This is a genomic window from Trichocoleus sp. ST-U2, from assembly GCF_039961875.1.
Taxonomy (GTDB): Bacteria; Cyanobacteriota; Cyanobacteriia; order Cyanobacteriales; family FACHB-T130; genus FACHB-T130.
In genome coordinates, this window is record NZ_JAMPJY010000001.1 from 132,148 (window position 1) to 149,814 (window position 17,667).

Annotated in this window: 12 protein-coding genes and 1 pseudogene; 3 read left to right on the plus strand and 10 right to left on the minus strand. The window is 48.1% G+C overall.

Features of this window, described 5'->3' with window-relative positions; genetic code table 11:
• Window positions 1-46: 46 nt before the first annotated feature.
• The 7 genes and pseudogenes from coaE to NC996_RS00565 all read right to left on the minus strand — a co-directional run bounded on the left by coaE (window position 47) and on the right by NC996_RS00565 (window position 12,674).
• Window positions 47-637: a dephospho-CoA kinase gene (coaE, locus tag NC996_RS00535; protein ID WP_190683231.1), complete on the minus strand. Its 591-nt coding sequence runs from the start codon at window positions 635-637 to the stop codon at window positions 47-49.
• Window positions 634-2,835 (minus strand): EAL domain-containing protein, encoded by a 2,202-nt coding sequence (locus NC996_RS00540; RefSeq protein WP_190683234.1) that lies wholly within the window; start codon window positions 2,833-2,835, stop codon window positions 634-636. The genes coaE and NC996_RS00540 overlap by 4 nt, the downstream gene beginning before the upstream one ends.
• A gap of 140 nt (window positions 2,836-2,975) precedes the next feature.
• A complete protein-coding gene (locus NC996_RS00545) occupies window positions 2,976-3,419 on the minus strand; it encodes a response regulator (protein ID WP_190683236.1) in 444 nt (147 codons plus the stop codon).
• A complete protein-coding gene (locus NC996_RS00550; protein ID WP_199302912.1) occupies window positions 3,412-7,404 on the minus strand; it encodes a PAS domain S-box protein in 3,993 nt (1,330 codons plus the stop codon). The genes NC996_RS00545 and NC996_RS00550 overlap by 8 nt, the downstream gene beginning before the upstream one ends.
• Before the next feature lie 941 nt (window positions 7,405-8,345).
• Window positions 8,346-9,239, minus strand: a pseudogene (locus NC996_RS00555) (glycosyltransferase family A protein); the annotation flags it as partial.
• Between the two features lie 175 nt (window positions 9,240-9,414).
• A complete protein-coding gene (locus NC996_RS00560) occupies window positions 9,415-10,935 on the minus strand; it encodes a carotenoid oxygenase family protein (RefSeq protein ID WP_190683243.1) in 1,521 nt (506 codons plus the stop codon).
• 290 nt (window positions 10,936-11,225) lie between these two features.
• Complete coding sequence (locus NC996_RS00565) at window positions 11,226-12,674, minus strand: folate/biopterin family MFS transporter (RefSeq protein WP_190414685.1); 1,449 nt, start codon at window positions 12,672-12,674, stop codon at window positions 11,226-11,228.
• A 514-nt stretch (window positions 12,675-13,188) separates the two neighbouring features.
• Between NC996_RS00565 and NC996_RS00570 the strand changes: the two genes are divergently transcribed.
• Window positions 13,189-15,159, plus strand: coding sequence for an adenylate/guanylate cyclase domain-containing protein (locus NC996_RS00570; protein ID WP_242037464.1), 1,971 nt, complete (start codon window positions 13,189-13,191; stop codon window positions 15,157-15,159).
• Window positions 15,160-15,451: 292 nt separating this feature from the next.
• The gene (locus NC996_RS00575; RefSeq protein ID WP_190414684.1) at window positions 15,452-16,297 is read left to right on the plus strand and encodes a universal stress protein; all 846 of its coding nucleotides are present in this window, start codon (window positions 15,452-15,454) and stop codon (window positions 16,295-16,297) included.
• A 111-nt stretch (window positions 16,298-16,408) separates the two neighbouring features.
• Here the strand turns inward: NC996_RS00575 and psbM are convergent, their stop codons facing one another.
• Complete coding sequence (psbM, locus tag NC996_RS00580; protein ID WP_190414683.1) at window positions 16,409-16,525, minus strand: photosystem II reaction center protein PsbM; 117 nt, start codon at window positions 16,523-16,525, stop codon at window positions 16,409-16,411.
• Between the two features lie 70 nt (window positions 16,526-16,595).
• Between psbM and NC996_RS00585 the strand changes: the two genes are divergently transcribed.
• Complete coding sequence (locus tag NC996_RS00585; RefSeq protein WP_190683246.1) at window positions 16,596-16,736, plus strand: hypothetical protein; 141 nt, start codon at window positions 16,596-16,598, stop codon at window positions 16,734-16,736.
• A 46-nt stretch (window positions 16,737-16,782) separates the two neighbouring features.
• Here NC996_RS00585 and NC996_RS00590 read toward each other — a convergent pair whose 3' ends face one another.
• Together NC996_RS00590 and NC996_RS00595 are read right to left on the minus strand one after the other, a co-directional pair.
• Window positions 16,783-16,923 carry a hypothetical protein gene (locus NC996_RS00590; RefSeq protein ID WP_190528176.1) on the minus strand — a complete coding sequence of 47 codons (141 nt, stop codon included), beginning with the start codon at window positions 16,921-16,923 and terminating at the stop codon, window positions 16,783-16,785.
• Between the two features lie 326 nt (window positions 16,924-17,249).
• Window positions 17,250-17,549 carry a 2Fe-2S iron-sulfur cluster-binding protein gene (locus NC996_RS00595; RefSeq protein ID WP_190414681.1) on the minus strand — a complete coding sequence of 100 codons (300 nt, stop codon included), beginning with the start codon at window positions 17,547-17,549 and terminating at the stop codon, window positions 17,250-17,252.
• Window positions 17,550-17,667 lie beyond the last annotated feature (118 nt).

Below are 17,667 nucleotides of genomic sequence, written 5' to 3' on the forward strand. Positions count from 1 at the left end.
AGATATAGGCGATAAAAAACTCATGACACTAACAACTCCCACATTTTTAATTTTTAATTTTTAAGTGCGTATCTACCTGTTTGAGCAAATCTTCAAGCGTAGAAGAATTATCTAAAACTACATCAGCGCGATCGCATTTCTCCTCAATGGACATTTGGCTAGCAATCCTTGCTTGCGCTTGTTCTAAAGTTAAGCGATCGCGCTTGATTAATCTCTGAAGTTGATGTTGTTCGGAGCAGTATACGACCCAAGTTTCCGTACACAGAGCCGTCATCCCTACTTCAAATAGCAAAGGCACCACCAACACCACAACCGGATGCGAGTTGAGTGCTTGCATTTCTTCAATCATGCGATCGCGCACGTAAGGATGAATCTGTTGCTCTAGCCAACGCCGCTCTTCGGGCGAATTAAAGACAATATTGCCCAGCTTTCGGCGGTCAAGCGTCCCATCCGGTAGCAGAATATCGGCTCCGTAACGCTTAACAATTTCGCCGAGAATCGGCGAACCCACTTTTACAGCTTCTCTAGCATAAATATCCGCATCCAAAACCGGCAAATTGTAGTGACTGGCAAGATAATTTGAGACAGTTGTTTTGCCAGTACCAATGCCTCCCGTCAGACCAATAACGCGCATCATGAATTCACTTGCAACTGTGCCAAAATCAACTGTCCCGCAGCCCCATTATCTAAAGGTTTCGAGAAAAAATATCCCTGTCCTCGTTCGCATTGCAATGCCTTGAGTTGTGCCAACTGTTGAGCCGTTTCTATCCCCTCCGCCGTCACACTCATTCCTAAATTATGAGCCAACGCCACGATTGCCTTGACAATCTCTGCATCCTTGCCACCCGCTCCCATTCGGTTCACAAAAGAACGGTCAATTTTCAATGTATTAACGGGAAAGCGGTGCAGATAATTCAAGGATGAATAACCCGTACCAAAATCATCAATCGATAATTGAATATTTCGATCTCGCAATTGCCAAAGCAGGATGGCGGCAGCTTCAGCATTTTCCAGCAAGCAGCTTTCAGTAATTTCCAACTTTAAATAGTGTCCATCTAAGCCAGTCTCCCTCAAAATACGGTCAATCTGCTCAATCAAATTTGGTTGCGAAAACTGCTTACCAGAGAGATTCACGCTAATTGCCAAACCCTGAGTCGTAGAATACTGCTGCTGCCAAACTTTTAGCTGACGGCAAGCTTCGTTGAATACCCAAGTACCCAAGGGAATAATCAGACCCGTATCTTCTGCCACAGGGATAAACTCGCTTGGGGGAACCATGCCACGAGTCGGGTGATTCCAACGCACCAGAGCCTCAAAAGCCTTAATTTTACCCGTCGCCAGCTCGACGATTGGCTGGTAGTAAAGTTGAAATTCCGTAGCGATAATCGCTCGTCGCAGATCCGTTTCTAACTGCAAATGTGCCACGGCAAGGGTATGCATGGCCCGATGGAAGACAACATAGCGACCTTTACCCTCTAACCGGGCATGATACATAGCCGTGTCGGCTGCCCGCAGCAGGTCTTGCGGACGAGGCAAGAGGTTATTGTGAGAGGATGCAGAGGGACAAAGCGGCATAGGGGCAGATTCTTTCCGAACCGGCTCCCATCCCTCTTGTCCCTTTCCGGCAAAGGCAATCCCGATGCTAGTCGTGGTGAATACTTCGCGCCCATCCAAGTTAAAAGGCGAATTGAGTTCCCGCTGGATCTGCTCGACAACGCGAATCGCATCGCTAACATCGTGAATATCCTCCAGCAGAATTGCAAATTCGTCTGTGCCAATCCGAGCTAGGGTGTCCGTGGGACGGAGACAGGTCATTAGTTTGCGAGCTGTAGCGATGAGCAGTTGGTCGCTTACCAAGTGTCCTAGACTATATTTGACCATCTCGAAGCGATCCAAATCCAGAAACAGAACAGCAAATAAACTATCTTTGTATCGTTGGGAATGCTTAATCTGGCTGGCAAGACGTTCGAGAAATAAGGTCCGATTTGGCAAACCGCAAAGCGAATCGTAGAACGCATGGTGTCGCAGTTGCTCCTCGGCTTGCTTGCGCTCAGTAATGTCGTGGCAGTTGACGACAATCCCCTGCACCGCCGGATCGTTCAGGAGGTTAGTGGTGACTGCCTCGAAGATCCCCCAAGAGCCATTGCGATGCTGCACGCGATACTCACCGAGTCGCTGAGTCACATTGGGATTTTGAATCGAATTTTTCAGCCTTTGCTTAACCAGTAGCACATCCTCTGGGTGAATAAATGTCAAAGCATTTTTGCCTATGAGTCCATCGGGTGCGTATCCTAGAATCCGATTGACAGAAGGACTCACATAAGTCACTTGACCGCTGGCGTTAACAATGATGATGATATCGGTCGCATTTTCGATCAGCGCTCGAAATCGTTGCTCGCTCTCTTGTGAAGCGGCGATTAATCTGGTTTTTTCCGCCTCAGACTGCCGCTTTTGGTCGCGCATTTGTTTGGCTTGTAGGGCTTGCGCTACTGCCGATCCTAGTCGCATCAGACGGTCTTTCAGTAGATAATCTGCTGCCCCCTGCTTCATGCACTCCACCACCACTTCTTCGCTCACCGTGCCCGTGATAACGATGAACGGAATATCTAAGCCGCGCTCTTGCAAAAGTTGCAGCGCTCTGAGGGCGTTAAACTGAGGCAAGCTATAGTCAGCTAAAATCAGCTCGATACCGGGATGCAGCTGGGCAAGGTAATCGGCTTCTGTCTCTACACGCTGCCAGTCGGGTTTAAAGCCAGCCAAACGTAGTTCGTGCAAAGTTAATTCAGCATCAGCCAGGGAATCCTCAAGCAGTAAAATCTGGAGCGGAGCGGACATGATGATCTTCTTGTAAGCAAGGGAATTGAGCCGTGGGCGGGGTTACACCACTGTTCGCTTTTAGAGAGCGTGCAGTCTGAATTATGAGGTGTTGAGCGTAAATTTAATTGCGGTTTTTAGAATTTTTAGCCTGAAGAATGCTAGCGGCTTGGCAGCTGGTTTAACAGCAGCCAGTACAAGCCTAATTGCTGCACTGCTTCGGTAAACTGTTCAAAGTTCACCGGCTTCACGATATAACTGTTGACGCCCAACTGGTAACTTTCTACGATGTCGCGTTCTTCGTTCGACGAGGTGAGGATGACGACTGGAATCATGCGGGTTTGGGGGTCAGATTTGAGGCGTTGCAAGACTTCCAAGCCGTCTACTCTGGGGAGTTTGAGGTCGAGGAGAATGACTTTGGGGTAGTTTTCCGGATAGCGATCGCGATAGGCACCTGTCCGGAAAATGTAGTCTAAGGCTTCCGCACCGTCGCGGGCAACTTGAATGCGATCGCCAAGGTTGTGCTTTCGCAAAGCATAAAGTGCTAATTCTAGGTCGTTGGGATTGTCTTCGACCAGCAAACAGTCTGCTGTGCGCTCACTCATGAATATTTCCCTCTGCCAGGGTAAAGTAAAATGTTGTGCCTTGGTTAACGCCTGACTCAGCCCAAATACGTCCGCCGTGGCGATGGATGATGCGCTGCACGATCGCGAGTCCGACTCCGGTTCCTTCGTAATCTTCCGCACGATGCAGCCGTTGGAAGACGCCAAAGAGTTTATGAGCGTATCGCATATCAAAGCCTGCGCCGTTGTCTTTGACGAAATAAACGACAGTGGTTGAAAAGTCATTTGTCTCTAGTTCTGGGTCATTCGTAAATGACTGATGACGATAGCCAATTTCAATCTGGGCGACTTCCCGACCGCGCGTGAATTTTAGAGCGTTTGTCAGCAAGTTGACAACTACTTGCTTAAGTAAAGCAGGATCGCCTTCGCAGGCGGGTAAATTGCCGATATTTATTTCAAATTGGCGATTTTGCTGTTCGTGCCATAAGTCTGCCAGTACTTGACGTACCAAATCAGCGATCGCTACAGTTTGTTTTCTCAGTGGCTGGCGCGAAAGGCGCGAAAATGTCAGCAAGTCATCAATCAGCTGTCCCATTTGCTGAGCATTATCCCGCACCAGTTTCTGGTAGCGTTGGGCTTCCGGATCGAGTTGTTCTAGATATTCTTCCAGCAAAATCCGCGAAAATCCGTTGATAGCACGCAAGGGCGATCGCAAGTCGTGAGAGATGGAATAACAGAAAGCTTCTAACTCTTGATTTGCAGCTTCCAGTTGCGCGGTTCGTTTGATGACTCGTTGTTCAAGTTCCGCGTTCAACTGTCGAATTGCTTCCTCTGCCTGGACTTTTTCGGTAATGTCGGTGCAGGTGCCGATCCACTCTCGCACATCGCCGTCTTTTGATAATACTGGAACCCCACGGACATTGAAGTAGCGGTAAATACCATCAGCACGCCGCAGCCGAAACTCAGTGTCATAGAGGCTTTTCGTTTGGATAGCGTTAGACCACTGCTCGGCAATGCGATCGCGATCGTCTGGATGGATGGCATCTAGCCAGTGCCAGCTTAGTATTTCTGCCTCGCTTTGACCCGTATAGGCTCTCCAATCCGGTTGATCCGTCACAACCTCACCTTGGGGGTTGGAAGTCCAAACCATCTGTGAGGTCGCCCGTGCCAAAGAACGATATCGTTCCTCACTCTGCCGCAACGCTTCCTCAGCCACTTTTCGTTCGGTGATGTTGCTGACTAAGGCAATAAATCCTTTGACTTCACCGTGTTCCCCAAAATGTGGCAGGTAAGTAGCATTGACCCAACGCATCCCTCCATATTCATAGGATATAGGGCTTTCGTAGGTTACTTCCTGCCCGGACAATGCTGCCTCGACATACGGCTGAATTGCCTGATAAGCCGAGTCCCCTAAAATTTTTCTAATGGGCTGTCCGATGACTTCCGCCTGAGATTTGCCGAACCATTGTTCGTAAGCCCGATTGTTAAAGTGATAGCACTGTTCCGAATCGACATAGGCAATCAGCACTGGCAAAGCATCTGTAATCAAGCGCAGTTGATCTTCACTCTGTTGCAATGCTGCCTCTGCTTGCTGGCGTTCCAGAGCAATTCCCGCAATTTGGGTAGCAATCTCGGTCAGATATAACTCATCCTGATTCGGTCGCCTCGCGTCGGGATGATACATTACAAAAACGCCTAATACCTTACCGTTACTGGAAAAAATAGGCGTAGACCAACAGCTTTGTAGTTGATGGCTTAATGCCAAATCTCGGAAATCCGCCCAAAGGCGATCGCTCTCAATATCTGAGACAATCACGGGTTTACCGAAATACGCTGCCTTACTACAGCAACCAAAACCAGGACCAATCGCGATACCATCAATCGCCTGAGTGTAGCTTTCGGGAAGGCTAGGAGCGACTCCATGTCGTAACTTGTTCTCTTTTTCGTCAACTAGCAGAATCGAACAAAAGCCCTCACCGGATTGGGTCTCGATAAACCGAGCCAAAACATCCAGAACATCACCCAGTGCTGCGCCGGTGGCAATCATTTCGAGTACCTGTTTTTGCCCTGCGATCAGCGCCTCAGCTTGCTTGCGTAGCGTAGCGTGCCGCAGGCTTTCGCTGATGTCTATCATCGCGCCGATCATCCGCACTGGATTCCCCTTATCGTCATGGACGATAAATCCCCGATCGCTCGCTAAGGCATAAGAGTTATCGGCGCGACGGTAGCGGTATTCATCCGACCAGATTTGTCTTCCACTGTCAATTGCAGCATGAATCCCACTGACAACCCGCTCTCTGTCTTCTGGATGTATATTTTCGTACCACCAACTGGCATCAAAACCTACTTCAGTTTCCGCATAGCCGAAGAGTTTTTGCAAGGATTCGTTCCACTCTACGCGGTTTGTCAGTAAATCCCAGTCCCAGATTGCATCGTTGCTGGCTTTAGCGACGAGGCGGTAACGGGTTTCGCTTTCCCGCAGCGCTTCCAGAGCGCGATTGCGTAGCGTAGCGTACCGTAGGCTTTCGCTAATATTGGCGAAGATGCCAATGCTGCCGCTCATCTTGCCATTGACATCTTGCAGCAGGGCTGTCCAAAGGCTAACGTCAATCAAGGTGCCGTCTTTCTTTTGGCTGCGGAATTCCCTGCCACCGCTACCACGATCTCCTCCGCCATGTAAGTCAGCCTGAAGCAAGGCATGAAACGCTTCCTGTTGATCCGGGGGGAAAATCGGCAACGGATAGCCGACAACTTCTGCCGATTTCCAGTCAAAAAGACGCTCAGCCTCTGGATTCCACAGGGTGACGTTCCGATTAACATCGAGCGTCACGATCGCTAACGGTGAAGTTTCGATCAGGGTTTGCAGCGTTTGATTTGTGGTTAATAGGGCTTCTTGTGCCTGTTTTTGATCGGTAATGTCCCTCAGGGTGCCGGACGTACCGATAATCGTTCCGTCGGAAGCCAATGTTAATTTGCCGTGTCCTTCCAGCCAACGATAGTCGCCATTTGCACTCAGATATCTCGCCTGATACCGATAAGATTCTTGCTGGCGTTCAATGAGGGAGCGAAATTCTTCCAGGTGTTGTGGGCGATCGCTTGGATGAACAAAATCGATTAAATTCTTACCGATACTTTCTTCGAGGGCGAAGCCGGTAATTTCTTTCCAGGCGGGATTGAGAAATGTCCAATATCCAGCTTCATCAGTCTGGAATAGCACCTGTGGCAGGCTGTTCACCAAGGAGCGATATTTTTCCTCTTGCTCTTGCAAGGAGGTTTCTGCCGACTGGCGATCGCGCTCAGAACGTTCTAGCGACGCCGCCATCGTGTCAAAAGCACCCGCCAATTCCCTGACTCCGAAACCGTGAGTCACCCCGCTACGAACGCTCAAATCGCCTTCTGAGAGCTGCTGCATTGCCTTCAGGAGCGCCTTCACCCGACGCAACATCAACACCTCGCTACCCACCCAAGTGGCAGCGATCGCTAACACGGCGACTAATCCCATGCCTGCTAAGTTGCGGTGCAACTGCCGATCGGCAGCAGTAAAGGCGACGGTTTTGGGGATGCCCACTGACACGTAGAGGTTGCAGCGATCGCCCTGATCTCTACAAGTGCCCTCCAAGGGCGCGATCGCATACAAGCTCGTTACACCATCCACTCCGGAAGCCTCCACCATGCCTGCCCTTTTTTGCGTCAGCATCGTTTTAACCAAAGGTGCTTCCGGTGAGGCTTGCGCGACCCAGGTTTCGGGGTTAGGATAGCGAGCTAAAATTATCCCTTGGCTGTCAATTAAGCGCTCTTGGTTAGCGGTAGCCAACCTAGTCATCTGTAGCGCCTCTGCCTGAATTTGAGTTGTTTGGTGTCGGCGTTCCTCAAAGTTTGTGTATATCAACGCCAATACCAGAACGACAACCAGCAATACCAAGCCGATGAGGCGCGATCGCAGTGAAAATGCGTATGTTTTTGCTTTTCGCAAACCCGGTTCAACAGAGTTCGGTAATTTTGATTGCGATCGCTTAGGCCAGCCCATTCTTCAACAATTTCCTTTTGTGCAGGAGCAAGGCTATACCCCGGTGAATGGCTGCCGCTTCGCTAAGGGCTTTTTAAAGCTTGGGGTGAGATGAAACATAATATAGCAATCCTATTTTAGTTTTGAGATGCTAGTGTTTCAGCTACCCAATTTTTTTACAAAAGTCGGGTATCTCGCTTCACAAATTATTTAAGACGACAACATATCAACATCAAAGAGCGATTCAAGCAATATTATTTAGAAGTAAAAAAAGGCGATTGAGGCAGAGGGGCAGAGGAAAATATTTTTCCAAATCTTGAAATGTACTACTTCCCCATTCAATCCTTAGTTTTGCCTTCTGGTAATCTGTATAGCACTAACCTGCGAATCAAGGGTTCTTTATGATGACGCTGCCGCAATAAGATAACTTTTACTAATAATTTCCAGGCAGCAAAGGAAAATATAGCCGGGAATGCCATTTGAGACGCGATCGCCAATTTTCCTTGCCGAATCGCTAAAAACCCTGCACGCAGTTTGAAATAAGCTTGCCAGTCTTGAAGGTTGGAAATAGTAGATTGGTGTTTTTCGCTAACTAAAGCATAGATTTTTTCCATCACTAGAATATTTTTATCTAGTAGCCGATTTTGAATCGGGGGTTTCTTACTAAGAGATTGAGGAAAATCCGTTATCCCGAAAATCTTCCATGCACCTAGCGAAACGACACCATTTACAGCCATTTTAGTAGCGCTGAAAAATTCTCCTTGCTTGAAAGCAATCCGGCTACAGCGGAATTTTAGAGAAATGCGTAATTCTTGAAGCTGTGCTGTTTTAAACCGATTCTTTGGAACAATAGAGCCATGAATAGATTCCGAATAAGGAATCGATTTAGACAGCGAACTATTGGTATCAACTTGCTTTTGAGCCAAGAAGACTTGCCGAGGATTCGATAGATTATTAATTACTAAAAGCTTCCATGCACTCAGTGAAAAAACTGAGGGGAATGCCATTTTTATGGCACTTAATATTTTTCCTTGCTTAAGTGCCACCAGACTCCAATGTAGTTTAAGATAAGCTTGAATATTTTTAATTGGTGGAGTTTCAGCACGGTGAGTTTCACTCACCAAAGCATAGATTTTTTTCTTCATCAAAATATTAGTATCCATCCTCGTTTTAAGAGGAAACTTTTGATTGTAAGCTCCAGGCCAAATCGTACGATAAGCAAGGCACTGATTTACAAAAACAGCATCTCCAAACTGGGCAATTTTGATCCAAGAATCAATGTCATCAAAGTTCGCATCTAAGCTAGAATCCCAGCCGCCGGATTTCAGAAAAGCCCAACGAGCGAAGACAACTTGAATGGGAGTGCCAAAAGGGATAAGTTCTAGTAGCATCCCAAAATGAAGGTCTTCTTGGGGAATAGAGAAAGCTTTGCCGGGACCAATTTGTCGGGTTCTGTAAAGTTCGACCTCGTTGACATCAACCTGCGCCGCCTGACAAGAGGCAATGACAGCGTTTGGACACAGCGCGATCGCCCGATTCATTTCCTCTATAAAATTCGGTGCTAAATAGTCATCATCATCAACCGGCTTAATCCACTCGCCTTTAGCAAGCTGCACTCCAGCATTCATCGTCGCCGAGTGACCCAGGTTAATCTGATTGCGGTGATAAACGAGGCGTTCGTCACCTTTGGCACGAAGCGCTGCCACTAAATCGCTTACATAGGCTTGGGTGCCATCCGAGGAGCAGTCATCCGCAACAATGACTTCACAGGGGAATGTTTGGGCAAGAGAGGTGTCAATTGCCCGTTTTAGCAAGGAAAGGCGATTATAAGTCGTAATAACGATGCTGAATTTCATCCCAGCTCCGCTTGGGATACTTCAGCCAAAAGTAGCCTATCTTTGTGCAAAAGAGAAGGTGGAGATTACTAGGTTTGCAAAGCTTTATACTACAACGGTCAGCCAATTTTAGCTTTTAGAGGAGCGATCGCTCCTCCATAACCGCTTTAAAATCCAAAATTGGCTGACTAGATATTTAGTGGCTGGGCGCAAAGCAGTGGGACGTAAAGTTGCCATGCAACCCATAAGGAATATGATGCTTCAAGTGCAATCGCGCCACCGGGCCTCGATCGACGTGTGCGGCATCTAAAATAACGACATCAGAGCGGTGGTGAGTAGAGTCGTAAACTAACGTCAAAACCCAACCCTCATCTTCACAGGTAGCACCCGGACGAGGGACAAAGATCGGTTCGCTAACATAGCCTTGGGGTGCTGCACTCCAGAGTTGGCGACAATCTGATTCTAAATCCACCTTGAGGATAGCTTGGAGAGGCGCATTGCCCTCGGCAGCATGAGCTGCACCCAGATATAGATACTGATAAGGGCGTCCGACTCGTTCGGGATGAACGAAGGGAAACTCGCAGCAACGGCTTTCTAAAAGCCTCCGCCGTACCGTTTTATCTTTATCCTTTAAATTAAACTGGAACCGCCACATTTGTCCGGGGGATAGCGCCTGAAAGTCTACCTCCCGATAGTCTGATTCCGGCTCAACTTCTGGAAAAGACTCATAGCAAATTGAGTCAATACAAATTTCGTCCCCTTGCTCAAAGGCATTGGCATGGTGGAAGACAAAACCCGACTGAGTTTCAAAAATTTGCATTTTTTCCCCTGGTTGGGGGTTGCGGGGAATCACCACAATCCGAGTGAGTTGCTCCGGCTGGAACTTGACACACTCACCCGCACCGCGAAATCCCAGCAGGAAAGGCACCGGGTTGAAGGAAACGGGATTTTGGAAGAAGATGCAGTAATTGGGCGTAATCGCAAAATCGTGGATGAAGGCAAAGCCAGGAACGCTGTGAGAGTTCTGCTGCACAACTTTGCCAGCCGCGTCTAATTCATAGATGATGATGGTGCTGGAAAGACCCGGTTTAATGGCAAAGTTCACCAGGCAAGGGGCACCACCCTGGCGATCGCATTTAGGGTCAATGCGAGGGTGGGCGGCAAAGGCGTCACCATTTTGCAAAACCCCGTCCAAATATTCTTTCCCTAGGGTTTCTAAGGTGTTGGGGTCTAAAAGATGAGGTTCGGCAGCTTCCCAAAGCGCCAGGAGTTTGCCCCCCCAGTAAATGACGTTGGTGTTGGCAATATTTTTGAGTTTCACATCAAAAGCATTGGCTAGCCAACCACCGGGCTTCTGAGTGCCAAAGACGCCGCGATAGAGAATTTTACCGGCTTTCTGTTCTTCCACATAGCCCTGTGTGCGGACAAAGCGATTGCGAAAGTGGGCGCGACCTTCTGAAAAGGCGATCTTGGCAATCATGCCATCTCCATCAAATGGGTGATGGATGCGTTGACCCTTGACATCTAGCAACCCGGGGCCATTCCGAAACAGCGTTCCTTCTAGTTCTGCGGGAATCTCCCCTTCAATGTCATCAATCCAATAATCGAATTCTTGCGGCAAAGATTCATAGCCCTTTTGCCACTTTTTAATGTGGTAGGGAAGTTGATCGGGCACCTCTGTGGGCACCGGAAAGCGTTCTGGTGTGGGTATTTGCATATTAAACAGTTCGGCTTAGAAAAACTCGTGACGCGATCGTGAACTAAAACAGACGTGTTAGCGCCGCTGCACGTTAAGTCGCACGGATGAATGATTTGTCGGATGGGATAGCGATCGCTACCCTATGCAGGTGTTGGGTTTCCTGGCGTCCCAACCGACGAAAATCTTCAATTTCATTGCATCCGCCTAGTGAGTGCAGCAGCTTTCTGATTTTCGTTTCCAGTCTGAAACCGTTTCCAGTCTGAAACGGGAAGCGGAATCAGCACTGCCTACTCTCGATCCTTCCTCTTTTAGTCGGCGGGTTCTTCTACTGTGGGGATGAGTTCTGGAAGAAAGTCAGGAACAAAAGACCGTTCCCGATGCTGAATGGGGGCTGACTGAATATGTATGGCTGATGACGGTTGCAAGCTTGGCATCTCGCCAGATGGCTCAGTTTCCGGTTTGCCTGCGGGTAGCCAACCAATCAGTGGCAGCGGCAAAAGGGTTGATAGATTCGTAATCACGACCAACTGCCAGAGATGGTCAAAATTCCTTTCGGTGATGCCCAGCCAATAGGTGAGGACGGCTCCCAGTTCGTGGGACAATAACCCTGCCATATTTGTCACCGACATCAGCAGCGCAAACAAGGTTGCTTCTACTCCAGGCGGACATAGCCGCGCCGCGAGTACCAACAAGGGCATATAAGCAATCTGCCCCATAACGGTCAGAATCAGACTGTCTCCCAGGCTGAACCAGCGATCGTCGATGCCTAAAGAGCGGTTGGTATGAGTTACCAGCAGCAGCGTGGTCATTCCGAGTGCCGCTGCGATGATCGTTGTCCAGGTGAAAATGGTGCGAAAGGGGACGGCTTTGAGAAATCGTTGAAAAATTGCAATTCCGAGCAGGGAGGCGAGACTGGTGACGAGACGTACCCGTCCCAAAAATTCTGGCTCAAACCCTAGTTCGTTGGTAGTGAAGTAGAAAAAGGCACTATCTGCGGTCGGTGTGGCTTGCAAAAGGAACAGAAAGGCGGTTGGTAGCCAGATTGATTTTTGGCTAACCGCTTTTCCCAGTTGTTTGATCTGGTTGGCAACGGTGGAGACATCCGGGCGATCGCTAATTGGCTCTTCTGCAATTAACCAAGCAACCGCTGACACGATTAAGGGGAAACCAGCGGTAATGGCAAAAATAGTATGGCTCCCGAAGTGTTGCAAAAGGAAACCGCTAAAATACGCAGTTACTAAGCCTCCCAGCGATGAGGCACCCCAGGAGAGGGATTGCAGGGAACCGGCATCACTCTGAGACTCTGCCCTGGCTCGTTCTACCACCAGCGAGTCTACAATTACATCGCTAACCGCTACCGAGAGGGACGAAAGCGCGATCGCCACTGTCGCCGCCCAAGCTGTATGCACAATCGTTGCCAGACTAAACCAGGAAATCGCTCCCAATAGTCCAGATAAAATCAGATAGGGTCGCCGCCGGTAGCCAAACACCGGTAGACCATCTGACAGAAAACCAAATAACGGCTTTACCACCCAAGGAATGGCAGCAATGCCCATCAAAGCCGAAACTTGAGCCGGACTTAGCGACAGTTCATCTTTGAGAAAAAAGCTGACTGCTAGACGCGCTAAACCCAAGATTCCCTGCACCAAATAGACCGTTAGAATGGCGCATAACTCAGGAGTCGGCTCATGACCAAAGAACACCTTTTTGATCGCGGAGTTCTTGATTTCGGACATACCAGAGGGGGAAAACTGCATTGATAACTTTTTTTAAGAAATATCAACATTCACCCTATGATAACCTCCCACTTTGGATGTGTTGTCAGTCCAAAGCCGGGATGATTCAGTGGTTGGTAGCCCTTAATTCCTTCCTCTCAAGAGAGTACAGATTAGGCAGGATAGGAACTTCAGAGGCTTCTAGGGAGAAGGTGGAAATAACTGCATTCGGTAATCTTGTTGTGGGAAAGAAGTCGTCTATAAAGATTGACTTGTATAGGGTTGGCGATATTTGTAAGTCGCTTTCCCATTTCGATCGAACCCATTTCTAGAAATTAGCAATTTTTTCTTTTTCCATGATTCCTGACTGTTTACCCAGAATGAGGGGTGTAGCCCGTCACTGTCCAAGTGCCATAATGTGGTAATGCCAAATCAGCAGTCGGTAAATTTACCAGTTTTCAATTCCCGAAATTAGCCCAAAAGCTACAGTAGAAAATGCTATGGCTCTGTCTTTGCCTCTGTTTCTCCCCATGTTAGCTCCGCTAAGGCTAGGGCGATGATGAAAGGCTTTTTTAAGTCCCAGACATCCACGCTATTGGATCTAAGCGATCACCTCAAGATTGCGTTGTCGGAATTCACGGGTGTGCGAGTGGTAGCGATCGCTAGTCTTGTTGTGAGCGGGTTCGTTTTAGGAGTGCGTCATTTGGGCGGTCTACAACCTCTAGAACTCGTCGCTTTAGACCAACTGGTGCGGTTACATTCCGATCCAGGTCCCGACCCTCGGCTCTTAGTTGTGGGCATTACAGAAGGCGACATTCGCACTCAGAAACAATGGCCTTTATCCGACCGGACAATGGCGCAGCTATTGGCAAAGTTGCAATCATTGCAGCCTCAAGTAATTGGCTTAGATGTGTATCGGGAAATCCCGCAACAACCAGGAAATGCCGAACTTAAGGTGCAACTCCGGGAAAAAAATATCTTTGCCATTAAGAAATTTGGCGATACGGAGCTGGAACTGGTGTCGCCGCCGCCGGGCTTTCCAGAGGATCGAGTTGGTTTTAACGATTTGCTGCTCGATCCGGATGGCGTTGTCCGTCGCAATCTATTGTTTGTCTCGGATGATACAAGCACTTATTTCTCGTTTTCCCTACGGCTAGCGATCGCTTACTTAGAAAGTGTAGGCATCACACCAGAGTCCAGCCAACAAAATCCCGATTATATTCAACTGGCAAAAGCGGTATTTGTCCCGCTCCAACAAAACTCTGGCGGGTATCACAACATCGACCCGCGGGGATACCAAGTTCTGCTAAATTACCGATCTTCAAACGTGGCGCGGCAAGTTACGCTCACCCAAGTATTAAAGGGACAGATTGACCCGAACTGGGTGAAAAACAAGATTGTGCTGATTGGCACAACGGCACCCAGCGCCAAAGATACTTTCTCAACCCCCTACAGCCCAGCCGAAAAGACAATCGCCAAGATGCCCGGCGTCTTGGTTCATGCCCAGATGGTCAGCCAATTCCTTGACGCTGCCACGGGGGAGCGACCCCTATTTTGGTTCTGGGATGAACGGGTAGAGGTGTTATGGATTGTCGGATGGACACTGCTCGGCGCGATCGCGGCTTGGTGGTTGCGGCATCCCGTTGTCTTAATTTTGGGCTGCGGCGTTGGTTTGGGGGTTCTGTTGGGCACCTGCTTCTATCTATTTACTGTGCAAGGATGGGTGCCTCTGTCGGCTCCCGTACTGGGATTTATCCTCACCAGCGGGGTAGTTATCACCTACCGCTCTTATGATGCACAGCAGCAGCAACAAATTATCATGAAGCTTTTGGGACAGAATACTTCACCGGAAGTTGCCAAAGCTCTTTGGAAAGGACGCGATCGCTTGATCAAATCTGGGAAATTACCAGGAATTAAGCTAATCGCAACCATGATGTTTGCAGATATCAAAGATTTCAGTACCATTGCCGAACAAATGCCTCCGGAAGCTTTGCTGGAATGGTTAAATGAAATGCTGGATGTCGTCACCCACGAAATCATCGACCATGAAGGCATTATCAACAAATTTACCGGGGATGGCTTCATGGCTGTGTTTGGTGTGCCGATGGATCGCATCCACAAGGAGGAAGTCGCTCTTGATGCCCAGCGCTCGATAGAATGCGCTCTAGCAATCGGCGAAATTCTGGAGGAATTGAACCAAAACTGGAAAACTCGTGGCTTGCCAGTCATCCAGATGCGAATCGGAATTTTTACGGGTCCCGTCGTCGTTGGCAGCTTAGGAGGCAAAGACCGCCTAGAATATGGCGTCATTGGCGACAGCGTTAATACTGCCGCTCGCCTGGAAAGTTGCGAGAAACACCGCCAACCAAGCAACTGCCGCGTCCTGATCGGCAAGGAAACCCTGGTTCATCTTGATAACCAGTTTCTGGTTGAATCTTGGGGACCATTGCCACTGAAGGGCAAACAGCAAATGGTTGATGTCTATCTTGTTGTAGGGCGTCAAAGAGAAAAAGCGTCAGAAGTTTGATGACTAGCAAATTTTCTAAGAAACAGCGAGTGTAGATGCTCCTTTGACGTGTTCCGATTAATTAGGTTACAAAAATTAATGAATATTTTTTGCGCTTATTAAAGCAGTGTCATAAATCGTTAAAAATTAACGGCACTATCAGAAGTATGCTGAATGATGAAAAACTCACTTCCCAGATAAATCGGTTACTGTTGTTAGCAGTTATCACACTTTCATCAACATCTACTTCCCGATTCATTGGGTCAGAAAGCAATAAAAACAGAGCGATTTTTTCTGATAAAGAGGCATTTCGATGATTGAAAAAATTTTGTTAGCAGACTCTGGAACTGGACATTCTGAAGAGATGCTCAAGGCTTTGATAGAACTGCCTTCGATCCAACGGGCAGCAGTCACTATCTTGCACGTCGTTCCTTCTCAAATTACCACTGAGTCCATGACTTCAAAGTGGGAAGAGGGAGGCAGGATTCTCGCTACAGCCATCCAGACTCTGAACCTAGACCCAAATCACGTTAACACCATGCTGAGGCAGGGCGATCCGAAGGATACGGTTTGCCAGGTAGCAGAAGAAATAAATGCTGATTTGATTATTATGGGTTCGCGGGGTCTGAAGCGTCTGGAATCCATTTTAGAAAATTCGGTCAGCCAATATGTTTTCCAATTGTCTTCCCGCCCAATGTTGTTGGTGAAAGACGATATTTACGTCAAGAAAATCAACCGCATCATGGTTGCAATGGACGGCTCAGAATCGGCACAACAATGCTTAAATCTGGCTTTGTTTCTGTTGCGAGATAAAAAGGGTGGGCAGTTGGTTCTGGTTCACGTCAACAAAGCTCGGACAGGTTTTGAAGAAGCCGCTAACGCTGAAAAAGATCCTGTACTTGCTCCTGCGATCGCTGCCGCTAAAAAACAAGGCATTTCTTATAAGTGTGTCACCGGAAATGGTAAAGCAGGCCCGGAAATCTGTCGTTTGGCAGAGGAATCAAATGTTGATTTGTTAATGCTGGGTTCTCCCGATCGCCGTCCTTCGATTGCCAAAGGTTTACCAGATTTGGATCGCTTGCTGGGAACCTCGCTATCCGACTACGTGCGAGTCTATGCAAATTGTCCCGTTCTCTTAGGACGCACAGCGACTACCTAAGAAACGCTAAACCTAAGCCAAGCCTAACCATAAAAAAATTCCCCTCGCCAGAAGGACATGGCAAGAGCCTTGTCCGTACTACAGCGGGGGGATTTTGTTCGATACAGATAATTAAGGATTCTTGTTGCTTTCGCGGCTAGCAGTTTGGATGTACAGAATCAACAAGAAAACTGTGGGAACCAGCACAAACAGGATGCTGGCGACAAAACCAAGATCGTTAACTTGCATTGAACCCAGCCTCTAATTAACTTTAAAGCACCACCCTTAAGCATATCATCCGGTGTCTTTCTTGAGGAGAGTGCGAGTCCAAGAAGCCAAAATAGCGATCGCATTTTCCCATGCAAGCGCGATCGCTCTCCTGGAGCAGACATTGAGGCGATCGCGCTCTCACCAATATAAAAAGCGAACCGACAGGTCGGCCCTTCGCGATCGCACTTGATTCTTAAAGCAAAGAGAAAAGCGATCGCATATTTTACGCAACAACCTTACTCAGACTCGTCACCCAAATAAGCTTGGCGACTGTGCCGAACATGAAGAACGGCTACGACATCTTGTTCGACCACAAATAGAATGGGATATTTCCTTGGTTTTCCGACCCATAATTGCCGAATTTCACGACCAATCATCGGCGCTTCTGGTGCTTCTGTGCATCGGTTGGGAAAGTTCTGAAGCGATGCGATGCAATCTCAAGATGTTCCCTTATTTTTAGGTACGACTTTTTAGGTACGACCGGGTATGCTCACATCCAACCGGGAAGATTCCAATTTATCAAAAGATCAAGCAAGAATTTCTCAAGCTAGTGCCGCTAGGAGGATGGTTCTAGGCAGTAGAGCGAGAAAACTTAAACGCAGAGGATGCAAAGGAATCGCAGAGTCCGGCAGAGAATTTATCATTGCCTTTGCGTAACTTTGCGAAATCCTTGCGATCTTTGCGTTAATAAACCTTCAATTTTTTATCGCGGCTTTGTTTTCACACTTGTTGGGCCATTTACAAGAGTTTGACAAGCTAAGCGATAGGTTTCTGGCTTTTTCTTCAGTTTGCGATTTTCCACCTCAGTGCGAGGCGAAAGATTTTCCATACCTTCCACAATTTCCACAATGCAGGTACCGCATTGACCGTAGCCCCCGCAGTTCATCATCTTTCCCCTAAAGGTATAGATATCAATGCCGTTCTGGAGGGCTTTTTCTCTTAAGTTAGCCCCATCCGCTGCGATCGCTTCTTGATTTTCATTGACAAATGTAATATTAGCCATCCGCCTTTTAACTCACCTCGCTTCTATTAACAAATCTTAAAAAATTATACAAATTTAGCAAAGCCGATCTCTACTGAAATGCCAGTGGTGTTTTGAGACACCGTAGGCTCGATTTGCT

Excerpts from the sequence above, each read along its gene's own strand:
- coaE (WP_190683231.1), bottom strand. The coding sequence starts at position 637 with ATGATGCGCGTTATTGGTCTGACGGGAGGCATTGGTACTGGCAAAACA.
- NC996_RS00540 (WP_190683234.1), bottom strand. The coding sequence starts at position 2,835 with ATGTCCGCTCCGCTCCAGATTTTACTGCTTGAGGATTCCCTGGCTGAT.
- NC996_RS00545 (WP_190683236.1), bottom strand. The coding sequence starts at position 3,419 with ATGAGTGAGCGCACAGCAGACTGTTTGCTGGTCGAAGACAATCCCAAC.
- NC996_RS00550 (WP_199302912.1), bottom strand. The coding sequence starts at position 7,404 with ATGGGCTGGCCTAAGCGATCGCAATCAAAATTACCGAACTCTGTTGAA.
- NC996_RS00560 (WP_190683243.1), bottom strand. The coding sequence starts at position 10,935 with ATGCAAATACCCACACCAGAACGCTTTCCGGTGCCCACAGAGGTGCCC.
- NC996_RS00565 (WP_190414685.1), bottom strand. The coding sequence starts at position 12,674 with ATGCAGTTTTCCCCCTCTGGTATGTCCGAAATCAAGAACTCCGCGATC.
- NC996_RS00570 (WP_242037464.1), top strand. The coding sequence starts at position 13,189 with ATGATGAAAGGCTTTTTTAAGTCCCAGACATCCACGCTATTGGATCTA.
- NC996_RS00575 (WP_190414684.1), top strand. The coding sequence starts at position 15,452 with ATGATTGAAAAAATTTTGTTAGCAGACTCTGGAACTGGACATTCTGAA.
- psbM (WP_190414683.1), bottom strand. The coding sequence starts at position 16,525 with ATGCAAGTTAACGATCTTGGTTTTGTCGCCAGCATCCTGTTTGTGCTG.
- NC996_RS00590 (WP_190528176.1), bottom strand. The coding sequence starts at position 16,923 with ATGATTGGTCGTGAAATTCGGCAATTATGGGTCGGAAAACCAAGGAAA.
- NC996_RS00595 (WP_190414681.1), bottom strand. The coding sequence starts at position 17,549 with ATGGCTAATATTACATTTGTCAATGAAAATCAAGAAGCGATCGCAGCG.